The organism is Sphingobacterium sp. 1.A.4 (assembly GCF_002734245.1).
Taxonomy (GTDB): domain Bacteria; phylum Bacteroidota; class Bacteroidia; order Sphingobacteriales; family Sphingobacteriaceae; genus Sphingobacterium; species Sphingobacterium tenebrionis.
This window is the reverse complement of the sequence record NZ_PEAZ01000118.1, coordinates 72,409-98,779: the sequence shown is the minus strand read 5'-3', so window position 1 is coordinate 98,779 and position 26,371 is coordinate 72,409. Positions and strand designations below refer to the sequence as shown.

35 protein-coding genes are annotated in these 26,371 nt (G+C 37.9%); 25 read left to right on the top strand and 10 right to left on the bottom strand.

All coding sequences use genetic code 11. The features are described from left to right. Position 1 precedes the first annotated feature (1 nt). The 22 genes from CRJ00_RS17945 (at position 2) to dcm (ending at position 10,278) form a co-directional block, all read left to right on the top strand. Positions 2–964 carry a DnaB-like helicase C-terminal domain-containing protein gene (locus CRJ00_RS17945; protein WP_099368103.1) on the top strand — a complete coding sequence of 321 codons (963 nt, stop codon included), beginning with the start codon at positions 2–4 and terminating at the stop codon, positions 962–964. Positions 965–973: 9 nt separating this feature from the next. Further along, positions 974–1,330: a hypothetical protein gene (locus CRJ00_RS17940; protein WP_099368102.1), complete on the top strand. Its 357-nt coding sequence runs from the start codon at positions 974–976 to the stop codon at positions 1,328–1,330. Next, positions 1,311–1,622 (top strand): hypothetical protein, encoded by a 312-nt coding sequence (locus tag CRJ00_RS17935; RefSeq protein WP_099368101.1) that lies wholly within the window; start codon positions 1,311–1,313, stop codon positions 1,620–1,622. Before CRJ00_RS17940 ends, CRJ00_RS17935 begins: the two co-directional genes overlap by 20 nt. Before the next feature lie 302 nt (positions 1,623–1,924). Continuing rightward, positions 1,925–2,155, top strand: a complete 231-nt coding sequence (locus CRJ00_RS17925) for a helix-turn-helix domain-containing protein (RefSeq protein ID WP_099368099.1) — start codon at positions 1,925–1,927, stop codon at positions 2,153–2,155. A gap of 17 nt (positions 2,156–2,172) precedes the next feature. Further along, positions 2,173–2,589 (top strand): HNH endonuclease signature motif containing protein, encoded by a 417-nt coding sequence (locus tag CRJ00_RS17920; RefSeq protein ID WP_099368098.1) that lies wholly within the window; start codon positions 2,173–2,175, stop codon positions 2,587–2,589. A 13-nt stretch (positions 2,590–2,602) separates the two neighbouring features. After that, complete coding sequence (locus tag CRJ00_RS17915) at positions 2,603–3,208, top strand: nucleoside triphosphate pyrophosphohydrolase family protein (protein ID WP_099368097.1); 606 nt, start codon at positions 2,603–2,605, stop codon at positions 3,206–3,208. Further along, entirely contained in the window at positions 3,205–3,579 is a 375-nt protein-coding gene (locus CRJ00_RS17910; protein WP_144038201.1) for a hypothetical protein, read from the top strand. The genes CRJ00_RS17915 and CRJ00_RS17910 overlap by 4 nt, the downstream gene beginning before the upstream one ends. Next, a complete protein-coding gene (locus tag CRJ00_RS17905; protein ID WP_099368095.1) occupies positions 3,579–4,016 on the top strand; it encodes a hypothetical protein in 438 nt (145 codons plus the stop codon). The genes CRJ00_RS17910 and CRJ00_RS17905 overlap by 1 nt, the downstream gene beginning before the upstream one ends. Before the next feature lie 3 nt (positions 4,017–4,019). After that, positions 4,020–4,433, top strand: coding sequence for a hypothetical protein (locus tag CRJ00_RS17900; RefSeq protein WP_099368094.1), 414 nt, complete (start codon positions 4,020–4,022; stop codon positions 4,431–4,433). A gap of 79 nt (positions 4,434–4,512) precedes the next feature. Further along, the gene (locus tag CRJ00_RS17895; RefSeq protein WP_099368093.1) at positions 4,513–4,701 is read left to right on the top strand and encodes a hypothetical protein; all 189 of its coding nucleotides are present in this window, start codon (positions 4,513–4,515) and stop codon (positions 4,699–4,701) included. Positions 4,702–4,883: 182 nt separating this feature from the next. Further along, on the top strand, positions 4,884–5,165 hold the full coding sequence (locus CRJ00_RS17890; RefSeq protein ID WP_180268536.1) for a hypothetical protein: 282 nt from the start codon (positions 4,884–4,886) through the stop codon (positions 5,163–5,165). Next, entirely contained in the window at positions 5,162–5,563 is a 402-nt protein-coding gene (locus CRJ00_RS17885) for a hypothetical protein (protein WP_099368091.1), read from the top strand. The genes CRJ00_RS17890 and CRJ00_RS17885 overlap by 4 nt, the downstream gene beginning before the upstream one ends. A 12-nt stretch (positions 5,564–5,575) precedes the next feature. Next, positions 5,576–6,001 (top strand): SEC-C metal-binding domain-containing protein, encoded by a 426-nt coding sequence (locus CRJ00_RS17880; RefSeq protein WP_099368090.1) that lies wholly within the window; start codon positions 5,576–5,578, stop codon positions 5,999–6,001. Continuing rightward, on the top strand, positions 5,989–6,432 hold the full coding sequence (locus CRJ00_RS17875) for a hypothetical protein (RefSeq protein WP_099368089.1): 444 nt from the start codon (positions 5,989–5,991) through the stop codon (positions 6,430–6,432). Before CRJ00_RS17880 ends, CRJ00_RS17875 begins: the two co-directional genes overlap by 13 nt. A 192-nt stretch (positions 6,433–6,624) precedes the next feature. After that, positions 6,625–6,786, top strand: coding sequence for a hypothetical protein (locus tag CRJ00_RS18910; RefSeq protein ID WP_180268535.1), 162 nt, complete (start codon positions 6,625–6,627; stop codon positions 6,784–6,786). Between the two features lie 2 nt (positions 6,787–6,788). Beyond that, positions 6,789–7,133 (top strand): hypothetical protein, encoded by a 345-nt coding sequence (locus CRJ00_RS17865; protein WP_099368087.1) that lies wholly within the window; start codon positions 6,789–6,791, stop codon positions 7,131–7,133. Next, positions 7,120–7,383, top strand: a complete 264-nt coding sequence (locus CRJ00_RS17860) for a hypothetical protein (RefSeq protein WP_099368086.1) — start codon at positions 7,120–7,122, stop codon at positions 7,381–7,383. Before CRJ00_RS17865 ends, CRJ00_RS17860 begins: the two co-directional genes overlap by 14 nt. Beyond that, entirely contained in the window at positions 7,380–7,985 is a 606-nt protein-coding gene (locus CRJ00_RS17855) for a hypothetical protein (RefSeq protein WP_099368085.1), read from the top strand. The genes CRJ00_RS17860 and CRJ00_RS17855 overlap by 4 nt, the downstream gene beginning before the upstream one ends. After that, positions 7,985–8,155, top strand: a complete 171-nt coding sequence (locus CRJ00_RS18695) for a hypothetical protein (RefSeq protein WP_180268534.1) — start codon at positions 7,985–7,987, stop codon at positions 8,153–8,155. Before CRJ00_RS17855 ends, CRJ00_RS18695 begins: the two co-directional genes overlap by 1 nt. Next, positions 8,152–8,523, top strand: a complete 372-nt coding sequence (locus CRJ00_RS19415) for a helix-turn-helix domain-containing protein (RefSeq protein WP_099368084.1) — start codon at positions 8,152–8,154, stop codon at positions 8,521–8,523. The genes CRJ00_RS18695 and CRJ00_RS19415 overlap by 4 nt, the downstream gene beginning before the upstream one ends. Positions 8,524–8,638: 115 nt before the next feature. Then, the gene (locus CRJ00_RS17845) at positions 8,639–8,917 is read left to right on the top strand and encodes a DUF6471 domain-containing protein (protein WP_180268532.1); all 279 of its coding nucleotides are present in this window, start codon (positions 8,639–8,641) and stop codon (positions 8,915–8,917) included. Then, positions 8,914–10,278: a DNA (cytosine-5-)-methyltransferase gene (gene dcm / locus CRJ00_RS17840; RefSeq protein ID WP_099368083.1), complete on the top strand. Its 1,365-nt coding sequence runs from the start codon at positions 8,914–8,916 to the stop codon at positions 10,276–10,278. The genes CRJ00_RS17845 and dcm overlap by 4 nt, the downstream gene beginning before the upstream one ends. On the opposite strand, the gene CRJ00_RS17835 is transcribed toward dcm, so the two are convergent. Then, positions 10,232–11,176, bottom strand: coding sequence for a DpnII family type II restriction endonuclease (locus CRJ00_RS17835; protein WP_099368082.1), 945 nt, complete (start codon positions 11,174–11,176; stop codon positions 10,232–10,234). The two genes, dcm and CRJ00_RS17835, sit on opposite strands and share 47 nt — an antisense overlap. 541 nt (positions 11,177–11,717) lie before the next feature. On the opposite strand from CRJ00_RS17835, the gene CRJ00_RS17830 reads away from it, so the two are divergent. From CRJ00_RS17830 to CRJ00_RS17815, 3 genes are all read left to right on the top strand, one after another. Beyond that, a complete protein-coding gene (locus tag CRJ00_RS17830; RefSeq protein WP_180268531.1) occupies positions 11,718–12,065 on the top strand; it encodes an MmpS family transport accessory protein in 348 nt (115 codons plus the stop codon). A 630-nt stretch (positions 12,066–12,695) separates the two neighbouring features. Next, positions 12,696–13,163, top strand: a complete 468-nt coding sequence (locus tag CRJ00_RS17820) for a hypothetical protein (protein WP_099368079.1) — start codon at positions 12,696–12,698, stop codon at positions 13,161–13,163. 694 nt (positions 13,164–13,857) lie between these two features. Further along, positions 13,858–14,382, top strand: coding sequence for a hypothetical protein (locus CRJ00_RS17815; protein WP_099368078.1), 525 nt, complete (start codon positions 13,858–13,860; stop codon positions 14,380–14,382). Between the two features lie 52 nt (positions 14,383–14,434). Here CRJ00_RS17815 and CRJ00_RS17810 read toward each other — a convergent pair whose 3' ends face one another. The 9 genes from CRJ00_RS17810 to CRJ00_RS17770 all read right to left on the bottom strand — a co-directional run bounded on the left by CRJ00_RS17810 (position 14,435) and on the right by CRJ00_RS17770 (position 26,278). After that, complete coding sequence (locus CRJ00_RS17810; RefSeq protein ID WP_099368077.1) at positions 14,435–15,193, bottom strand: hypothetical protein; 759 nt, start codon at positions 15,191–15,193, stop codon at positions 14,435–14,437. Further along, positions 15,190–15,462 carry a hypothetical protein gene (locus CRJ00_RS17805; protein WP_099368076.1) on the bottom strand — a complete coding sequence of 91 codons (273 nt, stop codon included), beginning with the start codon at positions 15,460–15,462 and terminating at the stop codon, positions 15,190–15,192. The genes CRJ00_RS17810 and CRJ00_RS17805 overlap by 4 nt, the downstream gene beginning before the upstream one ends. 4 nt (positions 15,463–15,466) lie before the next feature. Next, the gene (locus CRJ00_RS17800) at positions 15,467–15,949 is read right to left on the bottom strand and encodes a lysozyme (RefSeq protein WP_218962245.1); all 483 of its coding nucleotides are present in this window, start codon (positions 15,947–15,949) and stop codon (positions 15,467–15,469) included. Positions 15,950–16,129: 180 nt separating this feature from the next. After that, positions 16,130–18,637: a phage tail protein gene (locus tag CRJ00_RS17795; RefSeq protein ID WP_099368075.1), complete on the bottom strand. Its 2,508-nt coding sequence runs from the start codon at positions 18,635–18,637 to the stop codon at positions 16,130–16,132. A 7-nt stretch (positions 18,638–18,644) separates the two neighbouring features. Continuing rightward, entirely contained in the window at positions 18,645–20,720 is a 2,076-nt protein-coding gene (locus tag CRJ00_RS17790) for a right-handed parallel beta-helix repeat-containing protein (protein WP_180268530.1), read from the bottom strand. 21 nt (positions 20,721–20,741) lie between these two features. Beyond that, positions 20,742–20,930, bottom strand: coding sequence for a hypothetical protein (locus CRJ00_RS17785; RefSeq protein ID WP_099368073.1), 189 nt, complete (start codon positions 20,928–20,930; stop codon positions 20,742–20,744). 2 nt (positions 20,931–20,932) lie between these two features. Further along, on the bottom strand, positions 20,933–21,844 hold the full coding sequence (locus CRJ00_RS17780) for a hypothetical protein (RefSeq protein ID WP_099368072.1): 912 nt from the start codon (positions 21,842–21,844) through the stop codon (positions 20,933–20,935). After that, the gene (locus CRJ00_RS17775; protein WP_099368071.1) at positions 21,844–25,641 is read right to left on the bottom strand and encodes a tape measure protein; all 3,798 of its coding nucleotides are present in this window, start codon (positions 25,639–25,641) and stop codon (positions 21,844–21,846) included. The genes CRJ00_RS17780 and CRJ00_RS17775 overlap by 1 nt, the downstream gene beginning before the upstream one ends. Before the next feature lie 163 nt (positions 25,642–25,804). Continuing rightward, positions 25,805–26,278 (bottom strand): hypothetical protein, encoded by a 474-nt coding sequence (locus tag CRJ00_RS17770; protein ID WP_099368070.1) that lies wholly within the window; start codon positions 26,276–26,278, stop codon positions 25,805–25,807. Positions 26,279–26,371: the final 93 nt, after the last annotated feature.

Here is a 26,371-nt window from a genome sequence, read left to right as displayed (position 1 = left end):
CATGATAAAAAAGCATAAGGATATTTTAAAAGAGTTTGACTTTCTTATTGAGAATGGAAATCCAAAAGGTAATTCAACAGGATTTGAAAGCTTAGACGAGCTCTATTCCATAAAATATGGTTCATATACCATCATATTGGCAGAACCGCACAGTGGTAAGTCTGAATTTGGTTTTGAATTATGCTTGAATCAGGCGGAAAAGTACGGGAAAAGAACTTTGGTATATTCTCCCGAAACGGGGAGTGTTGCGGACATATACGCAGAACTTATCCATAAATTTACAGGCAGGCCAGTCATGCAGAAACTTCCCAATGCGCTTAGCGAAAAGGATATTTATTCAGCCATCCAGTATATTGATGAGATGTTTTCCATTATAGATTCTGACGATAAAGGATATTCATATTATGACATTATGAAACTCCGAACAAATGAAGATTTGATTTTTGTCGATCCAAACAATGAGGTAATCCATAACTACACAGACAGACAAGATACCTACATCGAAAATGTAACAGCAGATATTAGACGATTCTGTAAGAAAAATGAAATTCATGTTATCATCACTATGCACCCGGCCAAGCAGGAGGTAAGTATTGATAAAGATACCGGCAAAAGGTATTTCGATATGCCAAAGGCAAGGATGGCTGCAGGAGGTCAGGCGTGGTTCAGAAAAGCCATGGGATGGATAAATATGTGGAGACCTCCTAATGGTATTGCAGATGTTGATGGTGAACCTTATGGAGAAAATGCCGTAATAATCGATATTGAAAAAGCTAAACCAAAAGGAATAGGGAAAAAGGGATCATGTATTTTGTATTGGGATTGGAAGAGAAATAGATATTTTGAAGAAAGCTTGGATGGTCAGAATTTATTTTATGCTTTTGATCACGAAAAAGGAAAGAGTTATTTCGAACCCAGTAATGAAGATTTTCCAACTGCGATAAAACCAAGTGTATTATTTTAACTGCAAGAAATGGATTGGAAATATATCGCTCACAACAATGAAATACTATTAAGGCATTATGAACTTAAATTTCAACCAAGGATTAATAGGTCTTTTCGTCTGTTATCTGCAAGATTATCTTTGACCGAAAGCAATATTGAGCTTAAATCTCATCTAATTAAAAAGGGAACATCAAAGCAACTTGAAAAAAGGATGGCTCTCAATGAAAATATTGAAATTTGCTTAGATGAAATGGCGTTACTTGAATCTGAAAACGACCAATTGACTTTATTAGCTGAATCTGCTTTTAGGGAAAGGGACAGATATAAACAAGCATTATTTGAAGCAAAAGAAAAGTTGAAACAGTATGAAAAGTTTAATTCTTAACGAAGTCCAACAAGTCACTTTAGATATTCTACAAAAACTAAGAATAGGACAGTATTTGAAGGTTAGGTCAATAGCCAAAAAAGATCCTGAAAAGTTTAGAGATACTGTTAAACAGCTTATCGATTTTGGATATAGTGAGTATGAATTTACTAATGATTATACAGAAATCAGAAGATTAGACCTACCAAATTACGCTAAAGATTATTTTACCCAATTAAGAAATTATTATGAACAAAATAAGCAGAATAATGATGGAAGCGATTCAGTCGCTAAAGTCAATACAAAAACCTAATCCAGATTTTGTACGGGGGTTTTGGATGTGTTGGCTATTCATTGCAAAGAATATCCAAAATAGAATCACTACTAAGGAAGTGAGGGAATCCGAAAACCTACATTACAAGATCAATTGCCTGGAACAGGATGCGAAAATTCTAAGAGAAAGAAACGAATCGCTTAAGCAATCAAATAAAGTTTACAGAGATTATTTCAATAAACATAACAATAAAGCTTAACAAAGTTTGATTTTTATTTGTTTAAATGTTTAACATTGTTTAATTTTGGTTATCTGTTAACTAAACCCAAAAATAGTTAGTTATGAATACAATTCACCCACAACAAGTGTCTGCTATTGACAGTCAAAAGGAGCGAATATTAACCCATTTACAACAAGGAAATAGCATTACTCCAATAGAAGCATTATCCCTATTCGATTGCTTCAGATTAGGGGCAAGGATAGCCGATCTAAGAAAGGAAGGTTACGACATCAAGACAACCATCTTGAACAGAGGAGTAAAAAGATTTGCTTCATATTCATTAAGCAACTAAAAATAATATTTAAAAATATGTGGAAAACACATAAATTACATAATTCATCAATCAAGGTTAAAACTGGTGTTTGTCCGAAATGTGAAAATAGGAGGGAAGTTCCCTTGATTGGTGGAATGTGTAAAAACCATTATTGGGAAAGCAGGAGAAAGCCAACAGAGAATAAGGAAAGAAAACCTATCAAAAAGATAAGCAAGAAAAGGGCAAAACAAACTGCTGTTTATCTCAAGGCAAGGCTAGAATACTTAAACGAACACCCAAACTGTGAGATATGCGGAAATTCCGCAACCGATATCCACCACAAAAAAGGTAGAGTAGAAGAATTACTAACTGACAAAAAATACTTCATGGCACTATGTAGACCATGTCACCAAAAAGTTGAATTAAACCCTGAATGGGCAAAAGATAATAAATACTCACTAAGCAGAATTTAAACACACAAACAAAATGAATTATCAAGAATTAGTCAAAGAATTTCAATTAGCAAGCGGACAGCCTGTAAGTGACACTTCACGTAAACTTACAAAGGATGAATACGACTTCCGTGATAACCTCTTGCGTGAGGAGATCCGTGAGCTACAGTATGCTATCGTAGACAATAACCGAGTTGAGATATTGGATGCGCTATGTGACATTAAATATGTAAATGATGGTACGGCAAATATGATTGGAGAAGAAACAGAACCGGTGGAAGATGTATTCTGGCATAATTCAGCTATAACCAAACCTATAAGTGAACTGGTAGATTCATTAAAAGAATTGGACATTTACGATGTTGCCATGGCAAATGCAATAGTGGGAATATTGACGTCAACATTTGGTTTCACCCTTGAAAACTTCAAGGAAGCACTTAACCGAGTTCATTTAAGCAATATGAGCAAGTTCTGTCACAATCAAGCTGAGATTGATGCTACCATCCAATATTACAAAGACAAAGGTATTGATGTAACCACCACGTTGTGTGAGAAACAAACCGTTGTCTATCGTAAAGAAGATGGTAAGGTTTTAAAGAATGTAAATTATATCCCAGTAAAATTGGAGGATTTAGTATGAGTAAACACTTGATACATATGTCGGAAGCTGATGCAAGGGAAATGTATTATCAAATAAATCAATACTTTCTTTTCCTTCAATCTGCAGAAAACGTTGACAAATGTTTCTTTGATAAATTGAAGTTCTGGAATCCAACAATGAACAATCATTTGCGCAAAGCAAGGGAATCTGTAAACGAGCTTTTGAAAGGCTTCAACAATCACTTTAAACCATTGAATAGTGATCTGGTTAAATATGAAGCTCCAAGTGCATTATATCGTGTTATGGACTTTTTCTCAAGACTTAATCCTGAAGTTATCAATGAGGTGATGGATGATTTGGAAAGAAGTCAGGAGAACTATTTTAACAGAGAATTGAAAGAAGCAGTTTAATGCTAAAGAATAAAGTAACCATAGGGATTGATCCTGATGTTGACAAATCCGGAATGGCTATTTTCAATTATGAAGATAGCCAACTCCATTTATATCAATATGATCTTTCGGATCTATTCCAACAATTACTTAATCAACATTTCAAAAGTCAAAAAAATGATTACAGCTTATTGGTAAGGCTTGAAAGTGGGCATAAAGTTGCACAAACCTGGCAAAAAAGAACTGTAGGAACTATCAAAAATGTTGGTCGTAACAATGAAATCGGTTCTCAAATAGAAAAGTTCCTTATAAAATACAATATACCCTATGAGCTTGTAAATCCTTTCGGGGGATCAAGCATTAAACATGAACAGTTCTGCAAAATAACATGCTGGGATATAAAAAAATCAACAAACCCAGAAAAAAGGGTTGCAGGATTATTGGCCTTTAAAAGATAGATTATGAACAGACTTTACAATTCATTCGTATTAGCATTCCTAAATGAAAATTATCCACAAATAGTCAATGAAATTGAAAGGAATTTTCAATCAGATTTATCTGAGATTCGCAAAGTTGCCGATAAATTTTGTGAATACCATGGAATTGAAATTCGGGATATCCAGGAAATAAGAATAGGTAAGTTCTTGAAGTTAAGATATAAATTCATATGCTGTGTACTTTATCTATTCCAACCAAGAAAATTAATAACTAACGAGCAGTTAAATCTTGGAATAGCTAAAGAATTGAAATTAGTTACTAAGCTTGGTTCAGCTAATCTTAACCAATCACTGAAGGCTGGTATGAATCTAATGCTCTATAAGGAATTTAAATCTGATGTAATTCATTTTTGTTCATGGTATAAATTGATAAAATAAAAAGTTAAACATTTTGTTTAAAAATATTTGCAAAATTAAAACTTATTGTTTAACTTTGTTTAACAAATAAGAGATAATCATGAAAACAGCAATCATCAATCATCACGGTAAAAGACCATTCGACTTCAGAATAGTGGATGGTGTAATCACTTATCAATGGATCAATTATATTGATAATGAGGGAATGGAGAATTCCGAAATCAAAGCTAAAGAAATTCTCAAGATAGAGAAGCTTCGTAATTTTCAAACAAAAGTTTTTTACAATTAATAATATGTGAATATCACATATTATACATATTCATATTTTTTAGTTATGAAAAGGATTTTTGAAAGTATCAATAGGAGGGATTCAGAATTCTTCCCCACATTAAGATCCGCATCAATTGAAATGGCTAAGCTATTATTGTTGTTATCATTTTTGGTTATTTTAATGGTTGCTCTATGTTTAATATGATTCCAAATACATATAACAGGGAAATGGTTTTCCAAGTTATAAGAGGGGAAAGAGAGGCTAAATTCCTTCCAGATTGGCTGATATCTAACGGATTCAAGTACATGGGTAGTGCATGGGGCAACAGGGGGCAAGACTATTACCAAATCGACACGGAAATAGGTGGTATCTGTGTAGTAGATTTTAAAGAGGTTTGGCTTGAAAAGGGCAGGGAAGAGGTTAGACTTGAACGGATTAAGACACCAAATCAGTTAGAAACTTTTTTATCGTTATTATCATGAGAATACAGCACAATCAATTTGACATAAAAAAGGTAGAGTTAATTCGCTCTACCTTTATCAGAATCAAAAACCTTTCAGAGACGGCAAGAACTTTAGGGATAAATTATATGACTGCCCAGAAATATACAGCAGATCTACGACCAGGCAAAAAGAAAAAGGAATCACCTAAACCACCTATAAAACTTGATCAGTCTGATATGCAGAAAGGCCATGTAAAGCTACAAAAGGGAGAAACCATCCTCCCCACCCGTATCCCCAAGGCACAGCGTTCCGTACCCATGTACGACAGCAAGAACACCATAAAGTTCGTAGACCTTGACGACCCACGTAGCAACGAGGAAATCCGCACCGCATGGAAAGTAGAACAGGAAAAGAAACTGAGGTCATTGGCTTCGTAAAACACTAAGAGAATGGAAAGCAGAAAGATAGCAATAATCGGAACCTTAGAAGGTGAAAAGCTAAAAGACTTAATAAGCATAATGGATGAAATGAGACAGCATGGACACGAAGTTGCGCATATCGAAGATACATCCAAAGCAGAATTCTATAAAGACAATGATTTCGAGGTTTTTGATTTAGCGGATATAGATAAACCAAAAGAGCCTAAATATCTTGATATGAGTGCATCAGTCAGCGATAGAGCAATGAGGATTATAAACTACCATGCAAAGCTACCAGTGGCTATGATTGGAAGTAGAAATCCAGGTAGAATTTTAGGCTACTACAACCCCGATACCGATAAACCACAGGGAAGAAACGAATCTTGCAAATGTGGAAGCGGATTGAAGTTTAAAAAATGTCATGGACTTAGAGATACAACCAAATGGAAAGATTAACAATAAAGGAACTAGCGCCGTATTTGCCGTACAAACTGCAATGGAAATTCGAAGGGTCAGACGAAGTGCACGAAGTAATGGGTATCGATATTACAGACTTTGGCGTTCACTTATTCTCGCCTTACGGTGACTACGGGAAGTGCAGAATTGACGAAGGTAAACCCCTCCTTCGTCACCTATCTTCTCTTACAAAGGAAATAGAGCATAATGGAGAAATGTTCGTGCCTAAAGACAAAATTCACAACTACACTAAAGTTGATGAAAACGGTACACTTTACGTATTGGTAGACGGTACTCAATGGCAATCAGACCCTCTTAGATGGGATTACGAAACTGTTAATTGGTTAATTAGTTTACACTTCGATGTATTCGGTTTAATCGACAGAGGCCTCGCCCTACCTATTGATGAAAAGGAGGTGGAAGGTGAGTAACAAAACAACATCATACGCAGAGATTGAGGAATCAAAACTACGTGACCACTTCGCAGGATTGGCTATGAACGGTGAACTTTCGAGAATAGCGTATAATGGAAACGGAAGAACATATTCAGATTTTAATGATTTAGCAAAGAAGTCCTACCAAATAGCCGACGCTATGCTAAAAGCAAGAAAGGAGGTTAAGCCATGAGTAAAACAATAGTATCACCATTTGAATATGCAATAGCAACAACTGTTGATCCTAATGCATCAAAAGATATTCGTCCTGAATCTTTAAAAGAAAAGAAACAAAGGATTGAAAAGGAGTTTAAAAGTATCGCGGATAAATTAAAAGTTAAGGAGGACTAAAAATGAGTAAAACAAAGACCGTTCTAGGTCAAACTTTAGAGGAAATAAAAGAGCAGTATGCTAAGGATTTTGAAAGGGCATCCTTTGAAGATATGTTATGGAGCTACGCTGAAAGCGAAAATGGAATTAGTGATTTCATTATGATAACTGACGAAGTAGCCGAACGATATGCCCAATCCCAAACACAGGAGCTTATTGAGCAGAATAAGGAGCTTGTCTCCGCCCTTAAAAAGATTCTGGATTTCAAAAAGTTCCAACGGGTGGAGGACTTTATATCTATTGAAGAATTGGAGGAACTATTAACCAAATACAACCACTTAAAATCAAACACAAATGGAAAACTTTAAACCACTTTTTAAAGAAAAGTCAGACCCAAATTACAACTGCCCTTACTTCCCAGGTCAAAAAGGGTATTATCCACCAAAAAATGAACAATACTATTATAAGGATGGTGTTTGGGTAGAGTGTGGAGAAGATATGATTTCCGGACTATGGAGCGGATGGATTGTTTCTGAAAATGCCGAAAAACATATCGATGAAGAAGGATTTACGGTTTTCGGCAGTACCCACACCCAAGATGGAGGGCAAGAGGGATGAAAAAGATCTTGATAGCCTGCGAAGAAAGCCAGGCGGTAACAATAGAATTTAGAAAATTAGGATTTGAAGCAATCTCCTGCGATCTGCAAGATTGTAGCGGTGGTTATCCGGAGTGGCATATAAAAGGAGATATTACCCATCAGCTATATCGAGAATGGGATTTGATTATTGCTCACCCTCCTTGTACTCGCTTATCCAATAGCGGAGTTAGATGGCTTGCAGAACGTAACCTTTGGGATGATATGTACCAAGCCTGTGAGTTTTTCAATTTATTCCAATCCGTGGCTAAAAATGGTACTCCAGTAGCAATAGAGAATCCAATACCACATAAATATGCTAAGGAATACATCGGCGAATATAGCCAGATTATTCAACCTTGGATGTTTGGTCATGGAGAAACTAAAGCTACTTGTTTATGGCTTTACAACCTACCAAAACTTACCCCAACAAACATTGTTGAAGGCCGCGAGAAAAGAATATGGAAGCTCCCACCAGGAGAAGAAAGAGCAAAATTGAGATCAAAAACCTACCAGGGAATTGCCGAAGCTATGGCTAAGCAATGGGGCAATTACTTAATGAAATCAGAAAGGAAGGCTTCGTAATGACCATCCAAGAACAAGCAGATATGATAATAGCCTATCTCCAGGAGAATGGGTTGAATCACGATCAGATGCTAGAGGTAATTTCATTAGCAAGAAAGAAACTCGAAGCAATCAAAGCCGAGGAGCAATTGAACAAACCGAATAAGCAGATTAAAATATTTGAGGAATGACCCCACTAATATACGCAGGACTAGACAGGCCATTTAGAATGGCCTTCACCAACAGATACCAAGATCCTATAGTCTATACTGTATGCGAACTGATGAACGTCACACAGGAAGAAATAGCAAGCAAATCAAGATTTCGTAAGCTGTCAGTAGCTAGGTGCATTATCTCCTATTTTCTGAGACGTGATACATCGATGTCATTGCTAGAGATTGGTCAGGTGTTCGGAGGTCGCGATCACAGCACAGTAATCTATCAGATTAAGCAGTACAAAGACTTATACGCTACTGACAAGCATTTCAGAAGCTTAGCGGATAAGATACAATCTAGGTTAGTGCATTATGACCAAAAACGGTCAAAATCCCGAATATAATAGATATAAGTCATAACATGTATGGTTGTTACCTGCGATATTAATTTATTTTCGTTATTTTATTTGCAAATATGATAATTATTGTTGAATATTGCAAAAGTAATCTATGTTAATTATGTCAAACTGGGACGATAAAGCAAAAAGACTATTAAAGTCGGAAATGATAAAGCGTGGTGTTACAAATGCAGATTTGGTTGGGTTACTCAACGAGATTGGCATCGAAGAAACGAAAGCAAGCATCGATAGTAAAATTAGTCGGGGCAGTTTTAGTGCTACTTTTTTGTTGCAATGTCTTACCGTTATAGGTTGTCATAGTTTGGAAATTAAAGATTACGAAAGCCAATTGTTGATGGTTGCCGAGCCAAGCGAACATAATAAAACGTCCAAAAAATGAAAAAAAATTCTGTAAAATTTATTGACCTTTTTGCTGGTCTTGGCGGTATCCGTTTAGGTTTTGAAAAAGCATTTAAAGATGCTGGAATAGAAACCGAATGTGTGATGACGTCCGAAATAAAACCTTATGCCTTAAAAACTTTAAAACATAATTTCAAACACGAATTTTTGGCTGGCGATATTTTTGAAATCAGAAATGAATCTATTCCTGATTTTGATTTTCTCTTGGGTGGATTTCCCTGTCAGCCTTTTAGTGCAGGTGGAAAACGACAAGGTTTTTTAGACACTAGAGGTACTTTGTTTTTTGAAATAGAACGAATATTGCGGGAGAAACAACCTTACGGATTTATTCTTGAAAATGTTGAGGGGTTGGTAAAACACGATTTAGAATATAAGAATGACGAAATAGGTAGAACACTGAAAACAATTCTACACACACTCGAAAACGAATTGGGTTACAAAACAACTTGGAAAGTTTTCGATAGTTTGGAATTTGGTTTGCCACAATCGCGAAAAAGAATTTTTATCGTTGGTACGAAAGATGAGAAGATAGATTTGAATGGTAATGAACCTCGCTTTAATGCCTTGGAAAGTATATTGGAAAAAGGATTGCCTACTTTAAAATCTGATTTTATTAATAAACTTTTGTCTCATTTTTCTATCGAAGATTTGTACGGAAAATCAATAAAAGACAAGCGTGGTGGTGTCAATAATATTCATAGTTGGGATATTGAAATAAAGGGAAGTGTATCTAAGCAGCAGGCCAAAATTCTCAATCAATTGTTTAAGCAAAGACGTAAAAAACAGTGGGCAGAAGAAATTGGTATTGATTGGATGGACGGAATGGCTTTAACTTTAGAGCAAATCAATACCTTTATAGATTTGCCTAAAAAGGAATTGAAATCATTGCTAGATGACTTGACCAAAAAGGGGTATTTGAAATTAGAACATCCTAAAAAATTAGTGAAAGTTCAAACCCAAAATGGTATTGCAACAACCCGACAATATGACGAAACAAAACCAAAAGGCTATAACATAGTTACAGGTAAATTAAGTTTTGAAGTAAACAAAGTACTTGACCCTAAAGGAATTGCCCCTACTCTAGTAGCAACTGATGTTTCCCGTTTAGCTGTTCCTGATAGAGATGGTTTGCGAAGATTAACAATTCGTGAAGGATTAAGATTATTTGGATATCCAGAATGGTTCGAAATTCCAACGAAAGAATATGATGCCTTTGATTTGTTAGGAAATACAGTTGCTGTCCCTGTTGTAGAATTTGTTGCTGAAAAGTTAGCTAAATCTAAAAATCAACTACTTACTGCTTTGGATAATATTGATTCAAAATTTCATCAAGTACATTAAGAGTTTTTTGATTGAAAACAAAATCACTTGCATCATAAATTCTATGTAAGTCGTTTTGTCTACCAACCCAACCAAAACCGTCACAATAGTTGAGCATAATAATTTTATTGGCTCTATGGTTCGCATTGTGACGCATCAAAATGCCGTAAAACTCTACTAATTGGTCAGCTCTTTTTGATTGCCCGCTACCCGTTGTTATATTATATGACGATTCAATTAAAATAATTGGAGCATCAACACTTGGTATTAAAAAGTCAATATTCTTATTTAAAAGAGGAAACTCTTTTTGAATTTCATATTTTAATGTATTATTGGTTTGAACTTTATAGCTATCGAGTTTTGATTGGATTATTTTCTCAACGTGAGCACCAACTCTGTTAGAATACTTGTCTATAATCTCGTTATCATTTAATATTCGCTCAACATATTTAAATCCTTTTAAATCCTCAATAAAATTTGGCTCATTCAATTTGAAATTTCTCATATAGTAAAGCGGAATCTCTTTCCCAAGTTCTGAATTCCTTCCGTTGATAAAAAAATCAATTAATAAGAGCCTAAAATCAACATCATCCTGTATGGTTTTACTAATTCTTTTTACATCCCATTCTGTCCTAAATTCCTCACCATTATAACGATACCTTAAAAGTGAAACAACTCTCTTAAGTCTCTCTTCAGATAGACCAATTAAGGAAACAAAGGCTTTCAGTTTTTCGATAGGAGTAAAATTATCTTCTTCTGTTAAGAAGGCAGAAAGATCTTCAATACTTGAGAAACGAACACAATTTAAGTTAATATATTTTGTCAATGGTTCGATGGAAAGTAAAAAATTATTATCAAAGTCATCATCTATCATAAATGACATACTATTTTTCCACTCTTCAAATGATAATTTGTTCATAATTGCTTTTTCTTCAAATTTAATTAAAATAAACTTTATTTTACCAGTCGTTTAAATATGGCAGTAAATAGTGGCTTTGCGAAATATCTGAATAGATAGTGCAAAGTTTAAGATTTATATTTCAGCCGATCTCTAGTAATCCACCTCTTTACTGGCAGTTTTCATAAAACATACTGAAAAAGAATAGATTATTTTAATGTTTTTTGTCTGTATTTTCAAAATTCAAAGATATCGAATTAAAAAGGTTTATTTTAGAGGGGGTGGCAATCCACTAAAATTGAAATTTAACCGTATCAAATAACATCAATAATTCTTAGTTTAGAATTTATTGAAAATTAAACGAACGATGCAACAAGCCACCGAGAGAGCCAGCGAAAAGGCTATTGAGTTGTTTAAAGGATTGAGAATTAAAGCTTTTTGGATTACTGGTTCTCAGGTGATTTATATTTAAACAACATTTTTGGTATAATCTTTGCGTAAAAAAAAATCTCACAATTAAATTTAAACCCAAAAAACTATGAAAAATCTAAAAATTTTTTCCATGCTTTTATTAGCATTAACTTTTGCTTTTTCATCATGCAGTAAGGATGATGATACACCTGGGACAGGAACGAAGAAAGTACAGTACAAATTGATTGGATCTACTGGTGTGAATATTTCGGTCATTGTATATTACGATGGGGATTCTCCAGTTAGCAAAACAGGAAATTTTGGTAGTGAATGGACGAGTGATGCGAATATTTATTCAAAAACACCGGCTATTTCAGCGAATGCAATTGGGCCAAATGACAACTCCACATTGAAAGCACAGATTTTAGTGGATGGTAAAGTTGTTAAGGAAAGTGCTGTTTCTACTGGAAAAGTCCTTACCACTAATATTTCTTATTAACAAGAATTTAAACCGAATTTTCTACAAGCCTAACCCACCGTTAGGCTTTTTTTACTATATTAGGGTATGGACAACAGAAACAGGGATATAATTTTGATCTGCTTAGGAATAGTTTTTATAATGGGAGCTATTATTGGATATTTCTTGGTTTCAAACCTACTTAAATAAAACCCCACATGCACATCCGAGTTTTCGAGGTTATTCACTAAAAAACTGGATAAGCCTAACCAGCCGTTAGGCTATCTAAACTTTCCTAATCAAAAACAGTAACTTCCTTCTGTCCTTTGGGTGCTCCTTCAATGTTTCTTTTATAAAGAATTCTGCCTTTTCTTGCGATTGAGTTTCCTTGATCCAAATTGCATGTCTCAAAAGAAATTTGTTCAGATCGAATTCGTTATGCGTTTCCATATATTCATAAACAATAATAAGTTGCATTGGTGTTAATTAAATTAGAAATAAGTATTAATACTGGAGAGAATATTTTGTATTATACCAATTCCTTAAATTGATACACCAAGGCAATTTACTGTATCGCACAGAATTTTTTTTAACAAAAAAAATGATTGCTTCATTTTAAATTGAACTTATATTTTATTTAATTTGGGAACTAAAACTAAATAAATTAGAAAAATGACCTTGAAAGAAAGATTGGAAAAATTCAACGTACATTTCCAATACAAAGAACAGCCCGAACTTTATGATTTCGATCTCTCACCAGAGAAGATAGCATATAGAAATGAAGCCCTACGAACGGGGGACAGAGACCTATATCTAAATTATCTAACAGATAAATATTCAGATAAATTGGATAAGGAAATGGAAAGCTTTGATCTTTCGGCAAAGAACCTCGTAAAGATCGAAAGGGATTCAGCAAATGAACTTTTCAAAAGATATCAGGTCAATATACTTAAATCAGACATAAGTTTCCTTGATGATGATGCGATTTATAGTATGTATATTGTTGACCCGGAAAAAATGGATTATCTATTGGAAGGTTATCGTGAAGATCTGATTGATGTATTTGCGCCTATTGATGAAGTTTTTCCTAACGGAAGAAATGAGATCTACCTAGACAAAAGTGGAATCTACTCAGACTAAAATATTTTCATATCTAACTATTGGCCCTGATGGACATTCCCGTCAGGGATTATTTTTTTATTTATTTTCCATATATTTGAACAAATGTCAGTCTAATAGATACTCGAAGTATCAAAACTGATAATTTGCATAGGTAAATGTGATTGAGGGTAGCACATTCAAGTGCTACTCTTTTTAAAAACTTCATAAAACCCAATAGTTTTTAAATTGACGATTCCCTGCCGAAGAAATTTTGCAGGGAATTCTTTTTTAATTTGATTATATTTACATTTGTTTATTCATTACTCAAGCATTACTTGCTAGGGAGTTCACCATCTCAACATGGTGGGCTTTTTTATGATCATTTTTTTATATATTTACCCATGATAATATAAGTCTCAAGACTTTGGTTAATAATTAGTTTTCAAGCCTGCATCTCCAGATCGTAGGCTTGTGTTTTTTAAAAAGTTTTACTACATTTAGATGTTTATAAGGCATTATCATGTTAGTGAGATCAATGCTGATGAATCATAGGTATATAATTAGTAAAGGGTAGCGCTTTCGGGTGCTGCCCATTTTTAAAAGAGATTATTAAGACCATACTGCTATTGATTAGTCCCCAGCAAAGAGATTTGTTGGGGATTTTTTTAATAATGGAAAAGCCCCGGATTAAAATCCATTTTTATTATATAACTTGTAGAAAAACACACATACTATGAAAATTGCAGTTACTTTCGGTTCAAACAAATTTATTGGAACAGACGGCGTTATTTCTTACGTCAAAGATGGAAAATTAATAGAATTCTTTAGGATTAGGGAATTGTTCAGAGAAAGAAGTGATGGTTCTTATCTGGTAGTCGATTGTGACATTAAGGATGCCGATGGTGAAAGAGTGATAAAATTAGCTAAGAGCAAACCTGTAGCATCTTCTGGAGATATCCAAGTAGAGTTTGATAAAAAGCATACTACAGTAACTCAACAAGACGGATCTTTGATTCTAAAAGTAGAACAATTGACCTTAGAAGAATCCAAAATATTAAATGTTTATTGGATAAAGGATTATGTTGAATCCAACGGTATTGAAGCCGTAATCAATATTACAGGAATTTTCCAAATAGAAGGAAATATCATTTATGCCACAGACGAAAGACTAATATTAAATGAGGCAATTATCGCAGGAAATACGTGCGCAGGTACAAATGGCTTAGTTATTAATGGAAATTCTATTTCGATTGGGTAATTAATAAAAAAATGGACTGTCGATTAAATTGTCCTACAGTCCATTTTCATCTCTAAAACTCCAATATCCTATATTTAAGACTTACCAAAGGCCTCCACTGTTTATTTACCATATCGTAGTAATACCCTGCTCCAATCCGAGTACGTCCTACACTCAAGCCCCCATCAACACCTAAATTCAATCTGTCGGTATAGAATCCACTTGCATTCAGATCAAATTTCACATTATCGGATTTAGGCTCAATCTTAACCCTTTTAACACCATTGATTGTTGCCCTTGGGTCAGCTATCCAAAAGTCAATATAGTTCTTCTTACGCCCTAAAAACCACTCCTTTTTCCAGTATTCAGCATAGTTGATCTCTGCGTTATAGGTAAAGTTGAATGTTCCCTTTCCAAAAGTATCCTTTGGGCTTATGAATTCTATTGATGCATATTTATCCTTGAACGAATATCCGGTATCGTTGGATTCTGCAGGGAGATCCTTTGCCGCAATGGTGGTATTGTACTGTCTCCATTCCTTGAACTGTTTACGCTCAATTGCAAGGAGGTTCATAACACTATCCAGCTTACGTTTGGACGTATCGTCAAGTTGGCTTATGGATTTAATGATATTTTCCTTGTCGTCAATTACAGCATGTTCATACCCTTTTTTATTGATATTCTTATTGACGTTGTCCACCGTTGCATTTACGGCCTCCTTTATTTCGGGTGGTATTTCAACTCTGACCTCCTTTTCATTTGGAAACCAAACAATCTTAATGATAAGGATAGCTACTACCGCTATCAGAAAATATGTACCTAAATTCTTCATTTTATTCCCTCCATCTTTAAGGAATCAATAACCTGATCTCTATTTTTAACCTGGGCATCCTTGAACATAACCGCCTTTGTATATTCATCCAATTGCTTTTCCAATTTGTCCACACGTAGTTTTAGATAATCAATCTGTGCATTACACGCATGAAGGCTATCATCACTTCTATTGTTGTAGGCAGTGACGAAATATGTTGCAACTCCAGTGATTATGATTAACGCATACGTTAATGGGCTTTTTAAGGCCAGTCTTATTTGCTCGTTCATCCCCTTACTTACTGAAATATAAATCTGCTTCCGCTTTCCTTCTCCTGACCAATCCATTGAAAACCTTGCCTCCCGCCTTATTCCACTTCGCGAATTCGTCGCAGATGGTAGGATCATTAGGGTTGACGTTCAGCTTACGCAATAGCGTTGACTTGCCAAGGTTTGACGCCCCCAAATTGAAGGTGAAGCTCACCAAGGCATCAAATTGGTTCTGTGTTAATGGCTTTTTCACCAAGCGTAATACATCATTTTCATAACCCTTCAATATCTCCTGCAGCATACATGTTGCCTGATGTTCTGTCAATGGTCTGTCCTGCATGGTTACCTTACGTCTATCCGGTAAGTAGTATGTAAAACCGTAACCGATGGTAGGAATACCAATCGGGTCTTTATATGGCTTTGGGTAGAATCCCTCAAAGCTCTTTATCAATTCCAATCCTTTCTCTCCTGTTTTCATTACAGAACAACCTCCTTTCTTCTTCCACATTTTACGCATTTTTTCCTCTCACAATAATGCATCCAACCAATTCCATTTTCATGAAATGGAGATTGTCTAAATACTTTGCTTATACCAAATGATATAAATGAATGCTTACAAAACAACTTTTTTAAAAACCTATTAATATTTTTTACTAACATTTTACTACTGTTTAAATCCTATTTTTTATTACCATGCAACCATTACATCAACTGTGAGGGTATCCACCAACTTTCCGCTCCAGATCTTTAACACCATCACCTGGAAATTATTATCGTTATTGGGTGAAGCGTATGTGTCGAAATTTGGAGAGATACCTGTGATCACATAATATCCGTTCGCGATGAAAGGATCGGTCTTAACATTAGTGTTATGGTACCCCTCATATACCGAATTTGCCTCGGTTTCATTATTGTTCCCTGGGTCATAATATTTCGCGATGAAATCGCTCTTTATTTCCATTGTGCTGGATGCTGCCCCCCCGATCTTGGAAGCATTGAATTGGATGTTTGCCCTGATCGTCGACAAATCCGCCTCTTGTCCACTCGTTGAAAGGCTCTGCACCAACAGCATCCCCTCATCCCTCCAACTTTCGGAAACCGATGTTACATACACTATCCCGTTCTTGGAAGCGTTCCATATCTCCTGACCGGTCTGTTCATCATACCATATCATCTGAGGCTTACCGTTCACCAACCCAAGGGTAACTGCAAGTTTTGTCTGTGCAAGGTCGTACCATATCTCAATCGCGTTTCTGCCGTTCTTCCCAATGGTGATATACGGAAGCTTCAATAATTGCGCAATCAGTCTTTCGGTCTGTATCTGTCCGCCAGTGATATATGTAAAACCTTTGGTTATATTAGTGAACCTCTGACCGTCTATTACGCTTGATATTACACCGAGATTGAAGTTCCAGAATCCGTGGAAGTCATCAACACCGAAAGGTTCTGCCGATACCATCCATGTACCGGTAAGTTCGGTCCTGGAGCATTTTGCAGAAATATAGTATGGTGTACCGGGTACAAGGCTGTTCTCCATGAACGCTGCCATATTCCAAACATTTCCAACTTCAGGGATCTCATATTTGTAATGGATAAGTTTCCCCGAAGTGAACGTAATCTTGTTTGGATTCCCATCAACATTTGCCTTGATGAAAACCCCCTGCAGGTCAAAATTCTGTGATTCCGCTCCGAACACACCTGCCATTGCTTCAATCATCAGTACCTGCAGCGTCTCCGATAATCCTCCATCAGGATCGAACACCATGTTGCGGAACTGCTTCATGGCATAGCTCTGGTTTCTGTTGAATTCGGTAACGGATTTATCCACCACCTTTACTTCATCCTTGACTTTTTCCTGCTCGATAACGAACTGCACATCCTGATGGTAGGTCAGCTTATCACTGATCACGACCGTACATTTATGGGGATTTACCAAAGGAAAGCTTACAGAGGTCACCCGGATAATATCATCGATACCCAATGCGGAATCCTTCAAGCGGACACGATCTCCAGACTTGAGCGAAAATCCGTTCTCCCGCATGTATTTCTCATCGATCTCCACACGGTATGGCGGACGCTCCTTCCGAAAGGAATCCTCAACTGCCTTTTTCAATCTTCCTTCTGCATTATCGACGTAGCTCTTTGGTTGATAGATGCCAACGAAGCTATATTTATCACCAACTACAGGATAGAAGAATTCATTTGGAAAAGAATAACCATTCTCAACTGCGGGGGTAAGACGGAAAGATCTCGAACTGTGGTTGTAGGAAATGTCAAACGTCCTACCACCGAGCATCCCCGATTTGAACATCACTTTAGCAGTTTCTCCTTCAATTGCATTGCCGTTCAGATCAAAATCGATGGACGTATCGGTCAATGTAAACCTATCTACCGAAACATCAGTAACAGTCCCTGTTCTTTCAGGGAATATATCTTCGAATATGATGGATGTCTCCCTGCGCCTTTCCCCAGGCAGAAGCGGACGCTCGATATATCCAGGATCAAAGGTCAACCTTGTTGCTCCGTTCCTATAATCAATGCCGATGTTCTCGGTTCCTCCATAGCCGATTATCCTATTGTACAATGGCGAATCGGTCGATCCGACTTCTACCGAGTAAAGTCCCTTACCACGGCCGTGTTCAAAATCGATATTGGTTTTCTCTCCTGCCTGCTTGGTGAGGTTGATTGTCTTGCCGCTGCCCGAAAACCAGAACTCAAGGCCGAAAGATTGAGCAATAGTGGACAATGCCGCCCTACAAGTGTACCCGTTGCCCGAGGATATGAATTCGATGGCCATTGGTTCCACATCATCACATTTTCCTAAGGTCCATCCCGAATCGTCAACGTTCATATTGTTTACCAATAGCTCAATAAACTCCCGAGGGGTGCCGAAAAAACTGAACTCAATAGCACCAACATGCTTGAATATGATATCGCTCAACGCTCGGGAAGGATGCTCGAATACGATGTTGTATGAAAACACCGAACCCCTTACAAGCTGGAACGGCATATTTATGGAGAACCTTACCCCGTTGTATTCAAGATAATCGTCCATTTTGATATCCAATGGGGTTGGTGATACTGCCTTTACCGTAATATCGAACCTGCCCATGCACTCATCGAAATAGACCGTGTTCTCGTCAATTGGTAAAAGGATGGTTGCAGCTCCGTTTCTGTATAACTGGATTTCGTTCATAGTATTATCAAAAAATACTTACTGTAATGTTTATCTGTTTGGTAGGGATAGGAGTTCCCGTTTTGAACACCCTGGCCACTAAAACATCGTTCTCCTTCATGATCGAATCGGGGATGGTCAATGGCAATACCTTACCTACCGCCCTCAAAAGACTGTGTGTCCCCTGATTGAAGAAAGCTATGGTGTTTTCCGTTGAGCCGCTTATCCGTACCATTGCTATCACATAGTTGTCGTCCGCATCAATGGCCCAATCCTCGTTCGCTGTGAGGGTAATGGTATTTATCTGCTTAGCTTCTGCTGCCCTATACAGGAATGAATCCCCTTCCACCAAAGGCACATTAAGACTGACATTGTTGGCTGTTTCTATATCTGCACCATCGATTATGGTATAACTCTCCCCGATTACCTTTATTGAATTATTATAAACCTTATTCTTGGTATAGGCGTTTACATATACTCCCCGTGTCTGGACTGCGTTGTCGAGGTCAGGCTCGTTGTAAACCCTATTATCGAAAATTGTATTCCCTATTGAATGGGCACCAACCCTAACCGCATAATTCGTATCCGAAATACTCCTTCCATTGTTTATGAAAGTATTACCGCTGATATCGTTGTTCTTTGCTATCCTGATCAATTGGTCGTTGCCAAGTCTGATAACTGCGTAATCACCGACCCTATCGGTCAACTTGCCATTCCCTACGAACATATTGTTCTTTATGTTCACATACTGACCACAAAGAAAAACACCGAGGTCCTTGTTGTAGGAAATATTGTTGTTGTGTATCTGTATCTGTTTGTTGTAGGAGAGCACATTGCTTAAGCTTCTATCGATCGAGATACCTTCCCTATTATAGAGTATCTGATTGTCGGATATAAGTATATCAATACCATGCCTGCCGAACATATCTTCCGGATAAGCGTCCGTATCAGATTTTATATCGATGGCCTTGACCAGGCAATTAGTAAGTGCATTTCCCAATACCTTTATTTTGTCCCCGGAAGCGTAAAGATCTATCGCATCCCTTCCGAACCTGTCAATTGTGTTGTGGGTAATTGTAATGTTCGTGCAGAACCGCGTGGTCTTTATTCCATCACCTCCAGTTTCCTCCGTTGTACCCTTCCCTCCAATAATGGGACACCCATTGATAACAACATTATTGATCGCTCCCCGGGGTGCATTCGTGCTTTCACCGATGTAGATCCCGTCCACAACGTTGTTCACCTTTAGGTTGTTTATGAATACACCGTCTACGTTCTGTGCGGAATCATCCAATCCTTTGGCTGCGATCTCAACGGATTTTATGCTATCACCAATATACCCACCGTTTATCTTTATGTTCTTTCCGTATAGGATGGTCAGTAGCGGGTACCTCTCGGAATAGTTTGGCGCTGTAAGATTGATGTTGTTCAATGTGATATCCGTGCCCGCCACCCTAAGGATCGTGAACTGGTTACCGCTGGATGTATTTGAAATAAGCTTGTTATTGAACTCGATCACAAGGTTGTTCCTCACGATGGCAGCAAAAGTGGAAGTCATCGAAAATATTATCTCCTTATCGAAAAACAGCTTAGTGACCGCTGAATTGGAATTGACGTATTGTATCAATTTATTATAATTGTCACCATAATAGGATGAATATATCTCTCCCACGAACTTATGTTCAAGCTTAAAATATCCCAATGAGAATATCGACCCACCATCATCAGGGGATGTAGTGGCTGATACAAAATAGATGATCGGTGCAGGTGTATCGTCCTTGGAAAAATACCCATTCAGCTTTACGCCCTTATAGTATCCGACAAGGATCAATAACCTGAAATAAGGATCTAAGCTCCTGAGTTGTGTCACGGAGTCTACCTCAAGGAAATTCTCCCCCCAGTTTGGGAGGTTCTTCCTGACATATTCGCCTGTGTCCTTCAGCTTCGTATAAACTCCATGGGCATCCACCTTACCATCGTCCATAGTTGTACCGTCGAACCATGTGTTGACTATGGTGTATGAAGCCATTTCATTGCTCCGTGGATCACGGATATTTGATATAACAACCGTACCGTCATTGTACTCGGCTCGTATAGGCACCATCTTTGTAACTGTTTCCATATCCTAAACCCCAAAAACTTCATCAAAATCAGCAGGGGCAACCATGGTCTGTCCTGCAACCGCTTTTCCTAATTCGTTAATGGGCAATTGCTGCACCTCTTGGGTAACAGAATTAATGAGCAAAACGGTGTCCGTTGCCAATGCATCTGTCCGTTGTTCTGCCTGTGTTACGTCTTTTGTTCCTTCTGCCATTTCTAAAATCTCTTTAATATTTCCGTTAATGGTTGACCATATTTGTCCACCAGGACCAATCCCCCGTTGTCCACCAACAAATTCCAGTTTTCGAGCATCCTTATCTCGGTGAACCTTACCGAAAGGAATGCCGTCACCCTATTTGTTGCAACCCTTACGTTACTCACCTGAAAACCATCCTTTGCAAATACCTCACGCGTGGTGTTGTCGTCCAATCGTAGAGTTCTTGCGTTCGGCCTTGATAGCAGGTATGCAAAATTTCCTACACAGGCTTTGAACGCCGGATAACTCGGTTGATCAATGAAGAAATCCAAAGTGAATTCCCTTGATTGCCTTCTTACCCTTCCGATCGCCTCCCTGCTGTATGATACCGTTTCAAGCTTTCTTGATGATGCTCTATCAGCCTGGTTCTTCGTAAGTTTCTTCACCAAACTAAGGTCTCCGAACGAATATCCATCTATACCCACTCCGCCACTTGAGGTTACGGGAAGGCTACCGCCCATCTCCACAACAGGTTGCCTGAATTTTAGCTGGATATTGCCATAACCTTTGTTCAGGTAGTTCACGGGCTGCGCGTCCACGATCTGCACCATCCACTCGCCCAATGGGCAGCGCAATGGGAACAATCCGTTCTGCAGATCATCCACCACCGTATAGAAAGACTGTATCTTCTCAATGAAGCGCGGTCTATCCAATTCGTTCAGCCAGCAGAATACATTTATATCACGTCCACCGAAGAATATCTCATCCGCCCTCAGGTATGGTTCAATCTCGTTGGATTCCTCCCACACATGGTGAGTCTTGCCAATCCTTTCCGGCATATCCCAACAACCGGATATCGCAATATTGCTATTGCTTGCCCTGCCCGGAACAAGTCCGAAATCCGAGAACGGTATGTTGTTGATGAAATACATTATCCTGTATATTGCCTTGTTGATTGTGGTGATGTGTTCCTGTTTATCGCTTGTAGTTCGACAACTGCCCTGTCCAACCTCTCTACCGTATTAGCAGTATTGACCTGTATGGAATTAAGTGCGATAAGGTTATCGTTTGCTACCACGAGCAGTTTATCCGACACCCCAAGCTGTTTAGTTGCTATTTCATAACGTGACCTCTCAAAAGCGAGGATCTCGCTTGCAGTTGTTTCCTTGATGCTTGGATTTACCCTCCCCGAAACTCCTGCGTTGGATGATGTTGCTGTTCCAATCGGATTCCCTAAAATATCCTCTGCTTTTTTTGCAAGGTCAATTCCAGTCTTTACGATTGCCTCATAACCATCCTTAAAATTTGCTATCTCTTTTTCGTCCAATCCATCCAATGAATCCTTCCTGAATTGATCTACCAATTTTTTTAAAGGTTCATTAAGGTATTGATATGCCATGCCAGATAGGAGGGCGTCTTGAATTATTCCTTCTATATCATCACCAAAATCCTCTATTGCCCTTTTGCCTTCCCTAAGATTGTTTTTAAGGTTGTTCAGTAATGAATCTGAAGAAATGTTTCCGCTCATTCGGTCTTTGAGGATTTCCTGTGCATTATCCCACTCTTTGGCGATATCATCAACCTCACCTTTAAGCTTCTGTAGCTGTTCGAACTGTTTTTTAGTTGCTTCTGTAAGTTTGTTACTTGTATAAAGCCTTTCTAGTTCTTCGTACGTATATCCTGCCAATCCAGCAGTTACATCTACAACCCGAGTTTTTTTACCGATTCCAAGGAAACCACCGTATTTTTCGGTTTTCTGTCCTGTAATCTGCTGTCCGCTTTTTTGGATTTCCCTCAGAAGGCTTAAAAAATCCTTGTTTGAATCTCCTCCCTGAAGGGATAAAATCTGCTTCCTTGTTTCAAGCTCTTTGTTTGTAAGCTCGTTGATATTCTCCTGATCACGTGCTCTTTCCCTCAACAATTGTTTGTATTCCTTTTCTCCGGCAATAACGGATGCATGGTATATTTCCATTTCCTCACGAGCTTTGCGCGCGGACTCTTTCGCCTGTTTAAAGAAACCGACTATACCCCCAACAACACGGGCAACTGCCCCTACGACCTGACCCACAGCACCGCCTATTCCAGCTATGGCGGAAATAGATCCCAAAAGTCCACCTTCACCACTATTCTTTTGTTCAGTGTAATTCTTCAATGCCGATTTTAGGTCATCGAATCCAGACTTTATCTGAGTGATTGACCTCAAAAGGTTTGAAACCCCTTGGAGCATGGAAGAAAGCTCTTCGTTCACATTTGAAACAGATCCTGCCATTTCCGAGAAAGCATCTGACATCAGGGAAATCCTCTGAGGTAATCTATTATCGATTGCCTTTGTAGTATCCCTGATAACTTCCTCAATCTTCTTTCTTAGTTCAGGGGATATATTGGTAATTCCAAGAAGTTCATCCTTAGCCGACTTTAGGACTTTTCTTGCACTGGCATCCGTTAGTTTCTCGACACCTTCAAAAAGATCCCTGTAAGACTGTAGTTTTTGTATATTAGCATCATCAAGAGCATTGAGTTCCTCAGTTGTCTTTAGATCTAACTGATGTGCTTCTTCAAAGTTACCCTTTGCTGTTAATTGTGTACGCTTAGCGTCGTGTTCTTTAAGGATTTTTTCTCGTTTTCCTTCATATGTTATTAAAGTATCGATAAGCTCCTTATACTTATCCTCTTCTTTTTTCTTTTCCTCTTTTCTTTTGTTTTCGTAAAACTTATCGATCTCGGTCTGTTCAAGCTGCTTAAGGTCACTGGTGTCGACCTTCAAACCTTTTGCTCTCTTTTCTTCAGCTTCTTTCCAAAGTTCCACATACCTGTCTCGTATCTTGAGGATATCCTGTTCCTCTTTGGATAGGGAATCTCTTCTAATTGATTCTTTGATATCTGATATCTTCTTCTGAAAATCTGACTGCTCTTGGAGCTGTTGTTGACGTGCCTTTTCTTCGGCATCATTTTCCCTTTTAATTCTTTCTGCTGCTCTTTCAGCGCTTGAATTGTTTTTGGAAGTTGTGGTTGTTTTATCGGAAGTATTTTTCTCAGGAGCAACAAACTTTGGAATCGCTATAAAACCCCTATCCCTGCCTATCCTTTCCAATCTTGAAAGATGTAGCTTGGTCAATGACTCCTGCTGCTTGTATTGGCTAACCATAGTTTTACTTCCATTAATACGGTTATTCAAAACAGCAGCTTGAAAATTTGTTGAGGCCTTTTCCATTTTTTTAGCATGGTCTTTGGCCAGTTTCAGTTCTTCATCAAATTCTTTTTTTGAAATCTTGGAATAATATTCATTTCTTTTAGGGGTTGCCCTATTGCCAGTAAATTCCTTAGTTGAAAGGAATTGGTTTCTGAAATCTTCCACGGTCATCAACTGACCTCCTGCACTCTGTCCGTATTCCCCCAATCTTCTCCAAAGTTCCTTCCATGAATTGGAACCGATCAATCTGTTCGCTTCCGAAAGAAGACCGGAAAGACCGTCCGTTACAGCAGTAAAGAATTTGGTGGCCTTTTCACTTTGCCATAATGCCTCAAAATTGTTCTTAAGACGTTCAATGGAAGCGGACATTCCCTGTATTCGCTCGTTCTTATCGTTTCCGAAAGTTTTGTCGAGCTGATCTGCGAAACGAGGAAGGAAATCTTGAGCGATCACTTCTCCCTTTTCAAGCATTTTGTTAAGCTCGGCTGTTGTTACACCCATAGCCTCTGCCGCCATTTCAAACGCTCCTGGAATACGTTCCCCCAATTGGCCTCGCAATTCCTCAGCTTGAACCTTTCCTTTTGACATCATTTGGCTAAGAGCAAGGAAAGTTCCCTGAACCTGTTCGTTTGAAAGCTTCATTTTGGCAGAAGCATTAGCAACTGATTCAAAAATCTTACGTGATTCATCAGCAGTAAGATTGGATAATCTTGCAGACCCTTGCCACAACTTAAATGATTCGGCAGAAGCAATAAAGTTCAGCCCCAATCTATCTGAGGTTTCCCTTAGAAATTCAAGGTTTTTATTAAATTCATCGGTACTGCCACTAACAACCTGTAAAGCACGTTCGACAGGTTCCAACCTAAGGTTTGATGAAAATGACTGCCCAACTGCAGCAACTCCTGCGGCCAACAATCCCAATCTCCCGGCAAATTGCGAAATCTGTGGAGCGACCATAGAAATTGCATCTCCATAATTTCCAACATTTCTATAATGCTGTCCTACTGAAGCATCAATGGATTTCATCTGACGGTCTAAAACATTTGTTTCCTTCGTCAGTCTATTGGCTTCGTTTGATAATGCTCGGTAGGCTTGGGTATTCTTTAACCCTTGTCTTTCAAGTTTGACCATTTCCGCCAATAGATCCTTGGATGCGCCCCTAAGTGATTTCAGCTCATTGTCAAGCTGTTTGTAGGCACTATTCTCCAACAGGGCTTTCTTTACTTCCCTTGCCTGTCTGGCCTCTTCTTTACGTTGCTGATTGAGCTTCAATATCTCCTGCCTATACTGTTGTGCATCGATCTCTCCTCTGACATAGGTTGCACTTAATGACTCGTATTCAGCCCTGCTCTTTGCAGCTTCCAACCTTGCCTGTCGTATGGATTCAATAAACCTAAGCTGGTATTGTTTATCAGGCGAAACTTTTACGTTAGTCAGTGATTCAAGTTCATCAGCCAACCCCTTTGCCTCTTTCTTTGCTTCGGTTGCATCCAAAATTGCCTTGATAACCAGACCGCCGTCAATTACTTTTATTGCCATTTCTTTATCAAATCTTTACCCGTCAATTCACCTTTATTGATTTCTTCTGCACCATTTTCCTTTTTTTGCCTGTCTATTGTTGCCCCGAGCATTAATAGCTCAATCATTGGAATCTCATTCCATACATAGTGTGGCTCCAGCCTCCAGTACCTGCATAAATTCCCTACGAAAGAGAAAATGCTGAATTCATTTTCGGAAGCTCCTTGGTCTTTATCAATTCCGTACAGGTCAAAAAAAAATCATCATTTATGACTTCGTGAATGTAGGTTACCATAAAAACAAACTCTTCTTCGTCCAATTCACTGATTATTTTTTGGATCTTCTCCAAAGAATATTCTTTTCTATCATCAAATAGGATAGATATACCCATGATCAGCCTTTCGTATGTTTCCGATTTGTAAAGAACCTTGGAATCTTCAATATCAATCCCAGATATATAGGAAGTGAACTTTGATCTTGTGGATAGGGTAGGGTAGGGCATCTCAAGTTTATATAGCTTTTTAGATAACCCCAATCTCATTTTTATCCTTTGAAACCAATTTTTTGGTTTAATATCAATCTCTATTACTTTGGACTGCTTCTTTGCAATTCGATGGGCATTCTCGTACTGAAGTTGCTTTATTTCTTTTTCGGTCATTTTGTAAGGTTTAAAAATAACATCGTCTACTAACCCACCTTACAAGGCTTTCGACGATGTTAAGACACAGAATAAAATTATGTTCATTATGTG

Bases quoted from the DNA above. Each gene is read 5' to 3' on its own strand.
- CRJ00_RS17945 (WP_099368103.1), top strand. From the start codon at position 2: ATGATAAAAAAGCATAAGGATATTTTAAAAGAGTTTGACTTTCTTATT.
- CRJ00_RS17940 (WP_099368102.1), top strand. From the start codon at position 974: ATGGATTGGAAATATATCGCTCACAACAATGAAATACTATTAAGGCAT.
- CRJ00_RS17935 (WP_099368101.1), top strand. From the start codon at position 1,311: ATGAAAAGTTTAATTCTTAACGAAGTCCAACAAGTCACTTTAGATATT.
- CRJ00_RS17925 (WP_099368099.1), top strand. From the start codon at position 1,925: ATGAATACAATTCACCCACAACAAGTGTCTGCTATTGACAGTCAAAAG.
- CRJ00_RS17920 (WP_099368098.1), top strand. From the start codon at position 2,173: ATGTGGAAAACACATAAATTACATAATTCATCAATCAAGGTTAAAACT.
- CRJ00_RS17915 (WP_099368097.1), top strand. From the start codon at position 2,603: ATGAATTATCAAGAATTAGTCAAAGAATTTCAATTAGCAAGCGGACAG.
- CRJ00_RS17910 (WP_144038201.1), top strand. From the start codon at position 3,205: ATGAGTAAACACTTGATACATATGTCGGAAGCTGATGCAAGGGAAATG.
- CRJ00_RS17905 (WP_099368095.1), top strand. From the start codon at position 3,579: ATGCTAAAGAATAAAGTAACCATAGGGATTGATCCTGATGTTGACAAA.
- CRJ00_RS17900 (WP_099368094.1), top strand. From the start codon at position 4,020: ATGAACAGACTTTACAATTCATTCGTATTAGCATTCCTAAATGAAAAT.
- CRJ00_RS17895 (WP_099368093.1), top strand. From the start codon at position 4,513: ATGAAAACAGCAATCATCAATCATCACGGTAAAAGACCATTCGACTTC.
- CRJ00_RS17890 (WP_180268536.1), top strand. From the start codon at position 4,884: ATGATTCCAAATACATATAACAGGGAAATGGTTTTCCAAGTTATAAGA.
- CRJ00_RS17885 (WP_099368091.1), top strand. From the start codon at position 5,162: ATGAGAATACAGCACAATCAATTTGACATAAAAAAGGTAGAGTTAATT.
- CRJ00_RS17880 (WP_099368090.1), top strand. From the start codon at position 5,576: ATGGAAAGCAGAAAGATAGCAATAATCGGAACCTTAGAAGGTGAAAAG.
- CRJ00_RS17875 (WP_099368089.1), top strand. From the start codon at position 5,989: ATGGAAAGATTAACAATAAAGGAACTAGCGCCGTATTTGCCGTACAAA.
- CRJ00_RS18910 (WP_180268535.1), top strand. From the start codon at position 6,625: ATGAGTAAAACAATAGTATCACCATTTGAATATGCAATAGCAACAACT.
- CRJ00_RS17865 (WP_099368087.1), top strand. From the start codon at position 6,789: ATGAGTAAAACAAAGACCGTTCTAGGTCAAACTTTAGAGGAAATAAAA.
- CRJ00_RS17860 (WP_099368086.1), top strand. From the start codon at position 7,120: ATGGAAAACTTTAAACCACTTTTTAAAGAAAAGTCAGACCCAAATTAC.
- CRJ00_RS17855 (WP_099368085.1), top strand. From the start codon at position 7,380: ATGAAAAAGATCTTGATAGCCTGCGAAGAAAGCCAGGCGGTAACAATA.
- CRJ00_RS18695 (WP_180268534.1), top strand. From the start codon at position 7,985: ATGACCATCCAAGAACAAGCAGATATGATAATAGCCTATCTCCAGGAG.
- CRJ00_RS19415 (WP_099368084.1), top strand. From the start codon at position 8,152: ATGACCCCACTAATATACGCAGGACTAGACAGGCCATTTAGAATGGCC.
- CRJ00_RS17845 (WP_180268532.1), top strand. From the start codon at position 8,639: ATGTCAAACTGGGACGATAAAGCAAAAAGACTATTAAAGTCGGAAATG.
- dcm (WP_099368083.1), top strand. From the start codon at position 8,914: ATGAAAAAAAATTCTGTAAAATTTATTGACCTTTTTGCTGGTCTTGGC.
- CRJ00_RS17835 (WP_099368082.1), bottom strand. From the start codon at position 11,176: ATGAACAAATTATCATTTGAAGAGTGGAAAAATAGTATGTCATTTATG.
- CRJ00_RS17830 (WP_180268531.1), top strand. From the start codon at position 11,718: ATGCTTTTATTAGCATTAACTTTTGCTTTTTCATCATGCAGTAAGGAT.
- CRJ00_RS17820 (WP_099368079.1), top strand. From the start codon at position 12,696: ATGACCTTGAAAGAAAGATTGGAAAAATTCAACGTACATTTCCAATAC.
- CRJ00_RS17815 (WP_099368078.1), top strand. From the start codon at position 13,858: ATGAAAATTGCAGTTACTTTCGGTTCAAACAAATTTATTGGAACAGAC.
- CRJ00_RS17810 (WP_099368077.1), bottom strand. From the start codon at position 15,193: ATGAAGAATTTAGGTACATATTTTCTGATAGCGGTAGTAGCTATCCTT.
- CRJ00_RS17805 (WP_099368076.1), bottom strand. From the start codon at position 15,462: ATGAACGAGCAAATAAGACTGGCCTTAAAAAGCCCATTAACGTATGCG.
- CRJ00_RS17800 (WP_218962245.1), bottom strand. From the start codon at position 15,949: ATGTGGAAGAAGAAAGGAGGTTGTTCTGTAATGAAAACAGGAGAGAAA.
- CRJ00_RS17795 (WP_099368075.1), bottom strand. From the start codon at position 18,637: ATGAACGAAATCCAGTTATACAGAAACGGAGCTGCAACCATCCTTTTA.
- CRJ00_RS17790 (WP_180268530.1), bottom strand. From the start codon at position 20,720: ATGGTGCCTATACGAGCCGAGTACAATGACGGTACGGTTGTTATATCA.
- CRJ00_RS17785 (WP_099368073.1), bottom strand. From the start codon at position 20,930: ATGGCAGAAGGAACAAAAGACGTAACACAGGCAGAACAACGGACAGAT.
- CRJ00_RS17780 (WP_099368072.1), bottom strand. From the start codon at position 21,844: ATGTATTTCATCAACAACATACCGTTCTCGGATTTCGGACTTGTTCCG.
- CRJ00_RS17775 (WP_099368071.1), bottom strand. From the start codon at position 25,641: ATGGCAATAAAAGTAATTGACGGCGGTCTGGTTATCAAGGCAATTTTG.
- CRJ00_RS17770 (WP_099368070.1), bottom strand. From the start codon at position 26,278: ATGACCGAAAAAGAAATAAAGCAACTTCAGTACGAGAATGCCCATCGA.